The organism is [Rhizobium] kunmingense (assembly GCF_977018605.1).
In genome coordinates, this window is sequence record NZ_CDRNXG010000002.1 from 81,359 (window position 1) to 94,823 (window position 13,465).

Genomic DNA, 13,465 nt, shown 5'->3' on the forward strand with positions numbered 1-13,465 from the left:
GAGAGCCAGACATATGCTATGTGAGCCATCGCCAACACAGGCCCGATGCGGACAACCGGCTATTCGGTCGGCCGCAGATTGGCGGCCTGCGAGGTTTTCCGACCGCTCTCTATCAGCGCTTTCGTATAGTCCTCACTTGGGCGCAGGAAGATCTGTTCCGTGTCGCCCTGCTCGACGATCCGGCCGCGCTTCATGACGATCGTGCGGTCGCAGATCTGCCGGATGACGGCGAGATCGTGGCTGATGAAGACGTATGTCAGGTCGAGTTCGGCACGCACTTCCTGCAGGAATTCCAGTACCTGGGCCTGCACGGAAATGTCGAGCGCCGAGGTCGGCTCGTCGAGGATCAGCAGGCGGGGATTGAGCGCGATGGCGCGGGCTATGCAGACGCGCTGCTTCTGGCCACCGGAAAGCTCGTGCGGATAGCGATACTTGAACATCCGCGGCAATTGCACAATGTCGAGCAGGGCCTCGACCCTTGCCTCGATGTCCCGCTTGCTCATGTTCGTCTGTATGCGCAGTGGCTCGCCGATCGCATCGCCGATCGTGTGGCGGCCGTTGAGTGCAGAATGCGGGTTCTGGAAGACGAACTGCATATGCCGGCGCATCTGCCTCAGAGGTTCGCCGTTCAGGCTTGAAATGTTCTGGCCGTCGAAAATGATGTCGCCGGAGGTCGGCTCGATCAGCCGCAGCAGCATACGCGCCAGCGTCGACTTGCCGGAGCCGCTTTCGCCGACGACGCCGAAGATCTCGCCTTTGGCAACCGAAAGGTTGATCTTGTCGACGGCCGTGAAAGGCTCGCCCGACTGGCTCTTGTAGATCTTGGTGAGATCACGGGCCTCGAGCAGGGGCGTGGTTCGGCGCTCGATTTTCGGTGCGGCTGCAGCTGCGGTCACGCGCTTGGGCTCGGCCTCGATATCCGGCACTGCGGCCAGAAGCTGCCTTGTGTACGCATGCTGCGGATTGCCCAGAATGTCGGCCGTTGCGCCCTGCTCGACGATCTCGCCCTTGTACATGACGGCGCAGCGTGTAGCGATCGTCGCGATCGCGCCGATGTCGTGGCTGATCATCACCACAGTCAGGTTGAGCTTTTCCACCAGCGACTTGATCAGGTCGAGAACCTGCGCCTGCACCGTCACGTCGAGCGCGGTTGTCGGCTCGTCGGCGATCAGCAGCTCCGGCTTGCCTGCAAGCGCCATGGCGATCAACACGCGCTGGCGCATGCCGCCCGAAAGCTGGTGCGGATACTGGTCGAACAACTGATCAGGATCGCGCATGCCGACCTGGTCGAGCAGTTCCACGGTGCGGGCGCGGCGTGCCGCCTTCGAGGCAACGCCTTCGCCGCTGGCACGCTGATGCGCCGCGATGACGTCGGAAATCTGCTGCCCGATCGTGAAGAGCGGGTTCAGATAGGTCATCGGGTCCTGGAAGATCATCGAGATGCGGATGCCGCGGATCTTGCCCCAGGCCTTTTCTGTCAGACGGGTGATATCCTGCCCGTCGAAGGCGATCTGGCCTCCCTTGACCTCGGAGCCCTTCGGACCGATGCCCATGACGGAGCGTACCAGAACGGTCTTGCCGGAGCCGCTTTCTCCGACGATGCCGAGCGTGTCGCCGCGGTTGACGGTCAGATTGATGCCTTTGAGCACATGCACCGGTCCGTCGAAAGTTCCGATGTCGAGGCTGTAGTCCTTGATGGTCAGAAGAGGCGTGCTCATCGGCTGCGGCTCCGGGGATCGAGGATGTCGCGCAGGCCGTCTCCAAGCAGGTTGAAGCCGAGCACGGTGAGGAAGATGGCGACGCCAGGGAAGAAGGAATACCACCACCAGTCGGGCATGTAGGACCGCGCGACCGAGACCATGGCGCCCCATTCGGGTGCCGGCGGCGGTGCGCCCAGACCGATGAAGCCAAGGCCGGCGGCAGCCAGGATCGCCATGCCCATGTCCATGCTCATCTTGACGATGATCGGCGACATGCAGTTGGGCAGGATGTGGTGCCAGAGGATCCACGGCGTCTTCGCGCCGATCGAGCGGGCGGATTCGACGAAGAGTTCTTCCTTGACCGAAAGCGTCTTCGCCTCCACCAGGCGCACATAGCCGGGCCACCAGACGATCGCGAGCGCGATCATGCAGTTCGTCAGGCCCGGTCCGAGGGAGGCGACGATGGCGAGGGCCAGCGCGAGGCCCGGCACGGCAAGGAACAGCTCCGTCACCCGCATGATGCAGGCGCGCAGCCAGCCGCCCTTGTAGCCGGCGATAATGCCGAGCGGTACGCCGATCAGCGCTCCGAGGCCCGTGATGACGATGCCAATCCACAAGGATGTGCGCGCACCGGCAATGACGCGCGAAAAAATGTCGGCGCCCATCTCGTCGGTGCCGAACCAGTGTTCGGCGCTCGGCGGCAGAAGCCGCGCGGCAAGATTGACCGCGCCCTGTATGTCTTCCGGATAGGGTACGACATAGGGGCCGATCGCGGCGAGGATCAGGAATATGATGACCAGCACCAGCCCGAGCATCGAGGAGAAGCTGCTGCGGAACATATGGGCATAGAGCCGCATCTGGCGGATCTGGCTGGCATGGCGCTCGCGGAAGGAGAGAGGCCGTGTCGCCGTCGGTTCGAGATTGGACATCAGGCTCTCCGAAGGCGCGGATCGATCCAGGCATAGGCAAGATCGACGAGTGTGTTGATGACGATGAAGAGGAAGCCGATAAGAAGTGTCACGCCGATCACCGGCTTGAAATCCGAAGCGAGCGCCGAAGAGACGGCATAGAGGCCGATGCCCGGCCAGTCGAAGACCGTTTCGACCAGAACTGTCGAGCCGAGCATCCAGCCGAAGCGCAGGCCGATCATCGCGAGCGTCGGCAGAAGTGCGTTCTTGAGCGCGTAGAGAATGACGATGCGGCGCGAGGATATGCCGTGCGCGCGTGCGGCGACGATGTAGTCCGACTGAAGAACCTCGATCATCTCGGCGCGATTGACGCGGAGAATGGAGGCAAGGCATGGAAAGCTCAGCACGATCGCCGGCAGGATGATATAGGAGAGCGCCGTGTTGAACGTTCTGAAATTGCCGGCAAGCAGCGAGTCGATCAGCAGTGAGCCGGTGATCATTTCGGGCGGGCGCGTGACGAGCGGCAATCGGCCTGACACCGGCAGCCAGCCCAGGTCGACCGAGAAATAGAGCTGCATCAGGATGCCGAACCAGAAGGCGGGAATGGCGACGCCGGAAATCGAAAGGATGCGGGTAAAATGGTCGATCGGACCATCCTTGTAGACAGCTGACAGCATGCCGAGCGGAACGCCGACGATAACGCCAAGCGCCATGGCTACGAGCACCAGTTCGATCGTCGCCGGCGCGTAACGCAGAAGTTCGTCGAGAACCGGACGCGTGGTGACGATCGATGTGCCGAGATCGCCCGTAACGAGATCCTTCATGTAGATCGCGAACTGCTCGATCATCGGGCGGTCGAGACCGTATTCCGTGCGGATCGTCGCGACCATGTCCTCGGTCGCATTCGGACCTGCGACCAATCGGGCGGGATCGCCTGGCGCGATATTGGTGATGACGAAGGTCAGCACCGCGATGCCGAGCATCGTGCCGGCCACCGTCAGGAGCTTTCGCAGGGTAAAGGTCAGCATCTTCGTTCCGGGTCAGGTAGAGAAGGGAGGCGGCGGGCCGCCTCCCGGATGAAGCAATATCAGGTGGAAGGGGAAGACTATTCTTCCTTGATCCACAGCGGATAGAGATCGACCTCGCCGGTGAAGCGAACCGGGCTGAAGGTGAAGCCCTGCAGGTAGCTCTGGTGGGCCCAGCGGCGGTTCTGCAGCATGCCGAAGACTTCCGGCTGGTCGGCGACGATCTGCTTCTGGATGTCGGCATAGAGCTTGGCGCGTTCGTCCCAGTTGGTCGAGGCGCGGGCCTTGTCGATCATCGAGGAGACGTCGGCATTGTCGTAGAACGCCATGGCGTAATACTGGCCCCAGCTGTTCTTGTGATACTGGTAGGCGACCGCATCCGGATCTGTCGAAATCGGCGTGGTGAAGACCGAGGTCATGTTCGGCGAGGTCTCGACCTTGGAGCCGGCGGCAACCATGTTCGGCCACTGTTCCGGCTTGATGGTGACGCCGATATTCAGTTCCTTCAGGTTGTCGAGCAGCACTAGGCCGATGCGGCGCGCCTCTTCGAGACCGGCAACATGGACGTAATCAAGCGTGATGCCGCCGTTCGGATAGGCCGACTTCGCCAAGTATTCCTTCGCCTTGGCGAGGTCCTTGCGCGGAATGCCTTCCACTGCGACATGGCCCTTCATCGCGTCCGGCAGCGGGCTGGTTTCGAGCGATGCCGCACCGTTATAGACGCCGACGAGTGCATCATAGTCCATCGCATAGGCGATCGCCTTGCGCAGGTTGATGTCGGCGGTCGGGCCTTGCTGGGTGTTGAACTTGATGCCGAAGGTCGTCATGCCCTTGTGGTTCTGGATGACGATGCCCGGTACCTTTTCGATCTGCACGTAGTCGTCGGAGGTCAGGCCCTCGACGATGTCGGCTTCGCCGCGCTGGAGCGCTGCCTTCTGGGCGGCGGGCTCGCGGATGAGGCGGTAGATCACGCCGGCCGGACGGTTCTCGCCCTGCGGCCAGCCCTTCCAGTAATCGGCGACGGATTCGACTTCATAAAGAACATTCGGTTCCCAGCGGCCGAGCTTGAAGGGGCCGGAGCCGGCTTCGTTATCGGTCAGCCACTTCTGGCCGTAGTCACCATCAACCTCATTGGCCTTGACCTGAGCCGGGTTCACGACGAACCACCATGGCAGGAAGGAGAGGAACGGTGCGTAGGGCGCTTTCAGCTCGAACTTGACGGTATAGTCGTCGACGACGCTCACGCCTTCCGGCGCAAGGAAGTCCTTCAGCATCCAAGCGACACCCTTGTTGAGCTTGAGGCCGCGCTCGAAGGAGTAGCGGACGGCTTCCGCCGTCACGGCATCGCCGTTGTGAAACTTTGCATTCTTGACGAGATGGAAGGTCCAGGTCTTGCCGTCTTCGCTGGTTTCCCACTTTTCGGCGAGCCATGGTGTCACAACCGCCGGATCGCCTTCGTATTTGACCAGCGCGTCATAGACGCCCTGCTGGATCATGCGGGTCGACCAGTCGTAGCGGATATGCGGGTCGAGAACCGGGATCGCCTGGCGGCCGCCGAAGACGATGACATTGCCGTTGTCCGTGCGCTCGAAAGCGTGCGCCGGAGCGGCGAGAACCGACGAGGCCAGAAGCCCCGCCAGAGCGATATTCCTGATCACAGTACCGAACATTTCGTTCCCTCTCTTATGGATGTGCTTGGTGGTCAGATCATTTGACGGACGACGCCGGCAACGAGGCGGCGGGACAGAAGAACGGGGGCCTTGATGCTCTCGCGGGTGGCGTCGAGCATTTCCTTGGAATAGCCCATGCAATGCATGACCACGAGATCGCAGCCTTCCAGCATCTTCGCCTTCTCCGCCATGTCGTCACCCGCATAAGGGGATGCAGAGACGAGGCTCGGGGATCCGGAAAAGACGTGGCGCTCGGCAAAGTCCTTCACCTGGCGCTCAAGCGGCAGGATGACGCCGAGCTGGCGGGCGGAGGCGGCCAGCGCCTCGACGGTCGAATCGACGATACGTTGTGCCTCGACCACCAGCGTGTTGTTGAGCGGATCGATCCTGGTGCCGGTGCACAGGAGGACGATCAGGTCGAAACCCTGCTGGTCGATGCCCTGTAGGAGGATGTTGAGCTTTTCTTCCGTGCGCGGCTTGGAGGAGACGATCTCTTCGCCATTGGCAAGGCGCGTGGCAAAGGAATGCTCGCCGTCGCGGGCCTTGATGTCGTCGAGTTCCTCAGCGCTCATGCCGTCGAGAACTCCAAACTCCTTATACTCGATCCGGCCTTCGGGCAGACCCAGCGTGATGTCGGCCATCATTTCCGGCACCACGTCGATACGCGGTGTCTGGCCGATGGTGACGAAGGCGATCTTGAAGGGGGAAGGCATGCGGTCCGAGGTCCCTTTGTGATGTCTCTATGACAGGGAGCCTACCGTTGGCGGTGGCGCATTCACTATAGGGTAATGCCCCTAGGCGATCCCGAATCCGCGCTTATTTTAATGCCTCATTTTTCGGCAAATTTCGCGATTTGTCCAAAATGTTGATGGAAATTTCGTCAATCGACAGAAAAGTTGTCAAGGATGTCCCGCGGCCACGACCATGCGGATGAGCGTGTTGGCGGAATTGACCTCCATCTTGCCCATCACGTTCGAGCGATGGATCTCCACCGTCTTGGGGCTGATGCCGAGCTGCCTTGCGATCGCCTTGTTGGAAAGCCCTTCAGCCACAAGCGACAGAACTTGGCGTTCACGCGGCGTCAACCGCTGCAGCTTCTCCTCGAATTCCGGCGAAACACCGGGGGCGGCGACCGGATGGGTGCCGAGCAGAAGCAGCCTTATTGCGGAGACGATGATGCGCCTTGCAAGCACTACCGGCTTGCCACTCGCCTTGGCCACCATCTGCCGGTCTGCCTCGGTAAAGCTGACGGAATTCAGGACGATGATTTCGCAATCGGCAAGGTCTACGAGGGCACTGGCCAGCAGTCGCTTGTCCCCATCGGCGGCGTAGCTTGCGGTGATCTTGTAGGGAGCGAGTGCGGGAATATCGAGTTCGTCGACCTGCTGCGCCAGCGGCTGGATAAGGCCGACGGCAGAGCCGTGGGCGGCGAGCGAAATCACCATGGATTCCATGGCCCGCTGGGCGTTCACAGTTGGGCAGGTGCTTTCAAAATCGCGAAAAAGGCCGGTCGAGAGGATGACGATGAGATCGAATTGATGCGGCTGAAATTCAGCAGCTATCTGCGACATGCGCTCGGTGATCCGCGGCTTGGAAATGACGACATCGCTGCCATCGGCGAGGCGGGTGACGATGCTGGGTTCACCCGGCCTTACCTTGAATTCGTCGATTTCAGCCTTGGACAGACCGTCGAGCGCGCCGATTTCAAGTGCATCGATCGGCATGTCGAGGCTTTCCAGCATCTCGTCGATGATGTCGGCGCGCGGCGACTGGCCGACGCTCAAGAACATCACCCGATAGCGCGTCGCGGCATTGGCCGACGGTAGCGTCGCCGACGTCGGCATGTCCTTCCTGGCGCTCAGTGACGTGATCCTCTCGATGCTTTCCAACTCCCCTTCTAGCGATGCTCAAAAACAAGGCAAGCTCATTCTAGGGGCAGTCCCCTATAGGCAGCGCAGACCGCTCGTGGCTAGTTTCTAGCACATTCTTCGGAGGTAAACATGATCCGTGATTTTGATGAGAGCGAGATTGATCCGCTCGCGGTGGGCGCCTGGATTCTGGGTACGGGCGGCGGTGGCAGCCCGTATCTCGCTCAGCTCAACCTGAAAAAGCTCTACAAGGAAGGCAAGCGCATCAAGCTGATCGACCCGCTCGCGCTCGATGACGGCGATGCCGTAGCGGTCGTCTCCAAGATGGGCGCCCCGCTCGTCGGCCAGGAGCGTCTCGTCGATCCGGCCCATCTCGCCCGCGCCATGCAGCTGATGGAGGAATATACCGGCCGCAAGTTCCGCGCCGTCATGAGCGTCGAGATCGGTGGTGGCAACGCGCTTTCGCCTTTCCTCGCAGCCGCCATGCTGGACATTCCGGTCGTAGACGCCGATGCGATGGGCCGCGCCTATCCGGAAGCGCAGATGACGAGCTTTGCCATCGGCGACCTGCCGATGTACCCGCTGACGCTGGTCGATTGCCGCGATAACGAGGCGATCGTCGCCAAGGCCGCTTCCTGGAAGTGGATGGAGCGCATCTCGCGCAAGATCTGCACCGAGGTCGGCTCCACCTCGGCCACCTGCAAGGCGCCGCGCACCGGCAAGGAAGTGAAGGAATGGGGCGTGCTCCACACCGTCACCAAGGCCACCAGCCTCGGCCGCGCAGTACTCGAAGCCCGCGCCGCCCATACGGATCCGGTCGAAGCGGTGCTCGCCCATGAAGGTGGCCTCACCCTGTTCAAAGGCAAGATCACCGATGTCGACCGCACCACGACCGGCGGCTTCCTGCGCGGTGCCGCCCATATCGAGGGTCTCGACGCGGATCGCGGCGCCAAGGTCGAACTTGCCTTCCAGAACGAATGGGCAGTCGCCTTCCGCGACGGCCAGCCTATCGCCATGACGCCGGACCTGATCTGCCTGCTCGACACCGTCTCGGGCGAAGCAATCGGCACGGAAACGGTGCGTTACGGCCAGCGCGTCACGGTCGTGGCCCTGCCTGCGCCGCACGTGCTCACCACGCCGAAGGGGCTGGAGCATGTCGGCCCGCGTGCCTTCGGATATGACCTTGATTTCAAATCGGTGTTTGCAGCATGAAGCGGATCGGAATTGACGTAGGCGGCACGAATACGGATGCCGTGCTCATCGATGGTGAGAAGGTAATCTCAGCCATCAAGTTTCCCACCACTGCGGATGTCATGCAGGGCGTGGTCAACGCCATCGGTCACGTCGTCAAGGCGCAGCCGGCGGGGGCCTCTCCGATCGACGCGGTGATGATCGGCACGACGCATTTCACCAATGCCGTCGTCGAGCGTGCGCGTCTGGAGCGCATCGCTGCGATCCGTATCGCCATGCCGGCCGGCGCTTCGTTGCCGCCGATGGTCGACTGGCCGGACGATCTGCGTGAAAGCGTCGATCCCTTGTCCTTCATGGTCCATGGCGGCCATGAATATGACGGTCGCCCGCTCGTGCCGCTGGCCCGCGACGAAATCCGCGATGCGGCGATGAAGATCCGCGACGCCGGCATAACTTCCGTCGGCATCACGGCGCTCTTTTCGCCGCTGACCGCCGAATGCGAACTGGAAGCAGCAGAGATCGTCCGCTCGATCATGCCTGAGGCGCGCATCACCCTGTCGCACACGCTCGGCCGCATCGGTCTTCTGGAGCGCGAAAACGTCACGCTCTTGAACGCTGCCCTTCAGGGTCTCGGCCGCAAGACGATCGACGCCTTCAAGGACGCCCTCGTGCAGGCAGGCGTCAACGCGCCCTTCTTCCTGACGCAGAACGACGGCACCGTGGTTCTGGCGGATGTCGCTGCGGCCAACCCGGTCTACAGCTTCGCGTCGGGCCCGACCAACTCCATGCGCGGCGCGGCCTTCCTGACCGGCCTGAAGGAAGCCATGGTCATCGATGTCGGCGGCACCACCTCCGATATCGGCTGCCTCGTCGGTGGTTTTCCGCGTGAAGCCAACAACGTGGTGGAAGTCGGCGGTGTGCGCACCCTGTTCCGCATGCCCGATCTTCTGCCCATGGCACTCGGCGGCGGCACGATCATCGATCCGGAAACCCGCAAGATCGGGCCGCGCTCGGTCGGTTATCGCATCACCGAAAAGGCGCTCGTCTTCGGCGGCGATACACTGACCACGACCGACGTTGCCGTGGCCGCAGGCCTGGTCGAAATCGGCGACCGTGACCGGGTCAAGCATCTGGACAAGGCGATGGTCGCCGACCTCCTGAAGCGCATCGAAGCCATGGTGGAAGACGGCGTCGACCGGATGAAGACCTCGGCCGAAGGCGTCAGCCTGATCGCCGTCGGCGGCGGTGCCTTCCTCATCCCGGAAAAGCTCAAAGGTGCGAGCGAAGTGCTGCGCGTCGAACATGCCGGCGTTGCCAACGCACTGGGTGCAGCCATGGCGCAGGTCTCCGGCGAAGTCGATCAGGTCTTCTCCGATCTGTCACGCGACAAGGCGATTGCCGAAGCCGACCGTATCGCCCGCGAGCGCGCCATCGAGGCGGGTGCCGATCCCAAGTCGATCGTCACGCTGGATACGGAAGACATCCCGATCGCCTACCTGCCCGGTGATGCCCGCCGTGTGCGCGTTCGCGTTGTCGGCGATATCGCCTTCATGAAAGACCAGCAGAAACAGGCTTCGTAAACGCAGCCCACCGCGCTAACGTAACAAAAAATCAATGTCCCCGACCTCATTGAGGATCGGGGACTTTTTCATACCGAACAGGCGAGGATACGTCATGAAGGCCATGTATTACGAAGCGTTCGAACAGATGCCCGAGATCAGGACACTGCCTGATCCCGAGCCGACCTTCGGCGGCGTTGTGATCAAGGTCGGCGCAACCGGCCTCTGCCGCAGCGACTGGCACGGCTGGAAGGGGCATGATCCCGATATCCAGCTGCCGCATGTGCCGGGCCATGAACTGGCCGGCAAGGTTGTGGCGACCGGCAAGGGTGTGATGCGCTTCAAGGTCGGCGATCGTGTTACCGTTCCTTTCGTTTCCGGCTGCGGCCACTGCGCCGAGTGCCATTCCGGCAACCAGCAGGTCTGCCCGGACCAATTCCAGCCCGGCTTCACCCATTGGGGCTCGTTTGCCGAATATGTCGCGATCGACTACGCCGACACCAACCTCGTGCATCTGCCGGAAGAGATCGACGATGCGACGGCCGCAAGCCTCGGCTGCCGTTTCGCCACCTCCTTCCGCGCGGTTGCCGATCAGGCTCGCACCGGCCCCGGCGACTGGGTGGCCGTCCATGGCTGCGGCGGCGTCGGCCTCTCGGCAATCATGATCGCCACGGCGCTTGGGGCCAACGTCATCGGCATCGACCTCACCGAAGACAAGCTGGCAATGGCCCGCCAATGCGGTGCCGCCGCCACCATCAATGGCAGCTCCGTGCCGGATGTGGTGGAGGCCGTGCGCGAGATCACCAAGGGCGGCGCGCATGTCTCGATCGATGCACTTGGCCACCCCACAACCTGCTTCAACTCGATCAAGAACCTGCGCCGTCGCGGCCGTCACGTTCAGGTGGGCCTGATGCTGGGTGCCCATTCGGCGCCGCAGATCCCGATGGCGCAGGTTATCGGTCATGAACTGGAAATATACGGCAGCCACGGCATGCAGGCGTGGCGCTACGACGCCATGCTGGCGATGATCACCGCCGGCAAGATGGCGCCGCAGCAACTGATCGCCAAGCGGGTGAGCCTTGCCGAAGGCGTGACCGAACTGGTCAATCTCGACAAGGCCGAAACGCCCGGAATCGCCGTGATCACGAGTTTCTGAGGTGGTGAAGGCGGCGGCTTGAGACTTCGTCTGTCGCCGCCTACCGCTTCGCACTTCCTGTGCTTTCGCGGATCACGAGATGGAAGCCGGTGTCGTGCGTCGTGCCGTGGGACGTGTCCTGTTCACCGCTTCCCGTCGCCCGTCCGATGACCAGGGCCATGGCGCTGCGGCCCATCTCATAGGTGTGTGGTTGCACCGTGGTGAGGCCGGGCGTGATTTCCGAGGCGATTTCGTAATCGCCCCAGCCGGCCACCGCGATCCGTTCGGGCACTTTCCAGCCCCGGCGACCGCATTCGAAAAGGACGCCGGCGGCAACGATGTCGGTCGGGCAGATGATCGCGTCGAGATCGGGATCGATCCGGCAGAGACCCTCCAGCGCTTTCGGTCCGGCGCCGAAGCCGTCGGCCTGATCGATGAGGACGATCCTGTGGCTTTCAAGCCCGGCTGCTTCCACTATCTGCCGGAAGGCAGGCACGCGTTCGGCAAAGCGATGCGAGACCTCACCGTCATATCCGACGAAACCGATCCGCCGGTATCCCTGGTCGATCAGAAGCTGAACCATGGCTTTCGTCGCATCCGTGGTCGAATAGCCGACGGCCATGTCGAACGGGTTCTCGTGAACCCACGATTCCACCAATGGCACGCCGGTCTTTGACAGAAGCGTCAGTGCGTCGGCTTCGTGTTCGTCACCCACCAGTGCGATGCCCGCGACACGAAGGCCGACAAAGGTGCGGATTGCTGCCGCCTCCTGAGCGCGGCTGTCGGCGAGTTTGAGAACGAGCTGGTAACCGTGTTCGCCAACATGGTCCTGCATGCCGCGAACGTAATTGTAGAAGCTGGAGTTCTTGATCGATGGAATGACGGCGCCGATGACGCGGCTGCTGCCGGAGGCGAGATTGCCGGCCGCGTGGTTCGGCACGTAGCCCAGTTCGGATGCAACCTGAAGGACGCGTTTGCGTGTCTCTTCCTGGACGCGCTCCGGATAGCGGAAGGTGTTCGACACGGTCATTGGCGAAACGCCGGCCGCCAATGCCACGGACTGCATCGTGATCGTGGAAGTGTCTGTCTGTGTTACCATCTGGCCGGACCTGACCTTTGCTCTACATGCAATCGGGTGCTTAATTTCAAGGACTGATGACTGCAAAATATGCAGTGCTTCAAATGGCGCCAAATTGAGAAAAGCGATCCTTGACAGAAAGCAGCTTGAGAATATTGTAGCGCTACAAAAGACAAATGGGAACTCGCTTGTGTCGCATTCCTTGAATGTCGAAAATCTCGGGAACTATTCATGACGGTTGCAAAAGATCAGGTTGGAAACGGGCTCTCGCTGGCCGGGATTCACAAATCCTACGGCAAGGTTGCAGCGGTTCGCAATCTGGATCTTACCGTCAAGGCCGGCGAACTGGTGGCGCTACTCGGTCCTTCCGGTTGCGGCAAGACGACGACGCTGCGCATGGTTGCGGGTTTCGAGATGCCGGATAGCGGATCGGTGAAGATAGGCGCAGAGGAGATATCCGCTCTGCCGCCGCACAGGCGCCGGCTCGGCATGGTGTTCCAGAACTACAGCCTCTTTCCGCATCGCACGGTCGCCGAAAACATCGGTTTCGGCCTGCGCATGGCCGGCATGTCTAAGGCGGAGCGTAACGGCAAGGTTGCTGAAATGCTCGATCTCGTGCAGCTGCAGGGCAGGGGAGACGTCTATCCGTCAAAACTCTCCGGCGGCCAGCAGCAGCGCGTGGCGCTGGCCCGTTCGCTGGTGGTCAATCCCAAGGTGCTCCTTCTCGACGAGCCGCTCGGAGCGCTCGACAAGTCCTTGCGTGAGAGCATGCAGTTCGAAATTCGCGGCATGCAGCAGCGCCTCGGCATCACAGCCCTTCTGGTCACGCATGATCAGGAAGAGGCCATGTCTATGGCCGATCAGGTGGCTGTCATGAATGGTGGCCGAATCCTGCAGATTGGTGCGCCGACAGATATCTACGACAGGCCGAAAAGCCGGTTCGTGGCGGAGTTTCTCGGGACATCCAACATTTTCGCAGGGAAGGTCGCCGATGGCGGCAAGGCACTTGCCGTCGACGGACCGCAGGGTGCTGTCAATCTGCCTCTGCCGGAGCCGCAGTGTGTTGATCAGGCGGCGCTCCTTTCCGTGCGCCCGGAGCGCATCGCGTTCAAGCACGGCGAGGGCGTTGCCGGGTTTGCCGGGCGTATCGTCGGGGCGGTTTTCCGTGGCAATTATGCTGCCTATCAGGTCGAGGTTCCGTCCCTCGGACGCGAACTTTTCGTTTACCGGCAGGCCGATGGCCCGCTCGGCGCCACCACCTATCATCCCGGCCAGGCCGTGACGCTCGACTGGGCGCCGCAGGACGGCGTCGTCGTCAGCGCGGAGTAATT

Annotated in this window: 11 protein-coding genes; 4 read left to right on the plus strand and 7 right to left on the minus strand. The window is 61.9% G+C overall.

Annotated elements, in window-relative coordinates:
• Positions 1 to 59: 59 nt before the first annotated feature.
• From AC0JZ4_RS18715 to AC0JZ4_RS18740, 6 genes are all read right to left on the minus strand, one after another.
• Positions 60 to 1,718 (minus strand): ABC transporter ATP-binding protein, encoded by a 1,659-nt coding sequence (locus AC0JZ4_RS18715; protein ID WP_471888015.1) that lies wholly within the window; start codon positions 1,716 to 1,718, stop codon positions 60 to 62.
• Positions 1,715 to 2,629: an ABC transporter permease gene (locus AC0JZ4_RS18720; protein ID WP_471888016.1), complete on the minus strand. Its 915-nt coding sequence runs from the start codon at positions 2,627 to 2,629 to the stop codon at positions 1,715 to 1,717. The genes AC0JZ4_RS18715 and AC0JZ4_RS18720 overlap by 4 nt, the downstream gene beginning before the upstream one ends.
• Positions 2,629 to 3,636 carry an ABC transporter permease gene (locus AC0JZ4_RS18725; protein ID WP_471888017.1) on the minus strand — a complete coding sequence of 336 codons (1,008 nt, stop codon included), beginning with the start codon at positions 3,634 to 3,636 and terminating at the stop codon, positions 2,629 to 2,631. Before AC0JZ4_RS18725 ends, AC0JZ4_RS18720 begins: the two co-directional genes overlap by 1 nt.
• Before the next feature lie 77 nt (positions 3,637 to 3,713).
• The gene (locus tag AC0JZ4_RS18730; RefSeq protein WP_471888018.1) at positions 3,714 to 5,303 is read right to left on the minus strand and encodes an ABC transporter substrate-binding protein; all 1,590 of its coding nucleotides are present in this window, start codon (positions 5,301 to 5,303) and stop codon (positions 3,714 to 3,716) included.
• Positions 5,304 to 5,335: 32 nt separating this feature from the next.
• Positions 5,336 to 6,016: an AroM family protein gene (locus AC0JZ4_RS18735; RefSeq protein WP_471888019.1), complete on the minus strand. Its 681-nt coding sequence runs from the start codon at positions 6,014 to 6,016 to the stop codon at positions 5,336 to 5,338.
• Between the two features lie 186 nt (positions 6,017 to 6,202).
• Positions 6,203 to 7,147 carry an AroM family protein gene (locus AC0JZ4_RS18740; RefSeq protein WP_471888020.1) on the minus strand — a complete coding sequence of 315 codons (945 nt, stop codon included), beginning with the start codon at positions 7,145 to 7,147 and terminating at the stop codon, positions 6,203 to 6,205.
• 156 nt (positions 7,148 to 7,303) lie between these two features.
• Between AC0JZ4_RS18740 and AC0JZ4_RS18745 the strand changes: the two genes are divergently transcribed.
• The 3 genes from AC0JZ4_RS18745 to AC0JZ4_RS18755 all read left to right on the plus strand — a co-directional run bounded on the left by AC0JZ4_RS18745 (position 7,304) and on the right by AC0JZ4_RS18755 (position 11,077).
• Entirely contained in the window at positions 7,304 to 8,383 is a 1,080-nt protein-coding gene (locus AC0JZ4_RS18745) for a DUF917 domain-containing protein (protein ID WP_471888021.1), read from the plus strand.
• Positions 8,380 to 9,942 carry a hydantoinase/oxoprolinase N-terminal domain-containing protein gene (locus tag AC0JZ4_RS18750; RefSeq protein ID WP_471888022.1) on the plus strand — a complete coding sequence of 521 codons (1,563 nt, stop codon included), beginning with the start codon at positions 8,380 to 8,382 and terminating at the stop codon, positions 9,940 to 9,942. Before AC0JZ4_RS18745 ends, AC0JZ4_RS18750 begins: the two co-directional genes overlap by 4 nt.
• A 94-nt stretch (positions 9,943 to 10,036) precedes the next feature.
• Positions 10,037 to 11,077 (plus strand): zinc-dependent alcohol dehydrogenase family protein, encoded by a 1,041-nt coding sequence (locus tag AC0JZ4_RS18755; protein ID WP_471888023.1) that lies wholly within the window; start codon positions 10,037 to 10,039, stop codon positions 11,075 to 11,077.
• A 40-nt stretch (positions 11,078 to 11,117) separates the two neighbouring features.
• On the opposite strand, the gene AC0JZ4_RS18760 is transcribed toward AC0JZ4_RS18755, so the two are convergent.
• Positions 11,118 to 12,155, minus strand: a complete 1,038-nt coding sequence (locus AC0JZ4_RS18760) for a LacI family DNA-binding transcriptional regulator (RefSeq protein ID WP_471888024.1) — start codon at positions 12,153 to 12,155, stop codon at positions 11,118 to 11,120.
• A gap of 210 nt (positions 12,156 to 12,365) precedes the next feature.
• Here AC0JZ4_RS18760 and AC0JZ4_RS18765 point away from each other — a divergent pair, with 210 nt between their 5' ends.
• The gene (locus tag AC0JZ4_RS18765; RefSeq protein ID WP_471888025.1) at positions 12,366 to 13,463 is read left to right on the plus strand and encodes an ABC transporter ATP-binding protein; all 1,098 of its coding nucleotides are present in this window, start codon (positions 12,366 to 12,368) and stop codon (positions 13,461 to 13,463) included.
• The last annotated feature ends 2 nt before the right edge of the window (positions 13,464 to 13,465 follow it).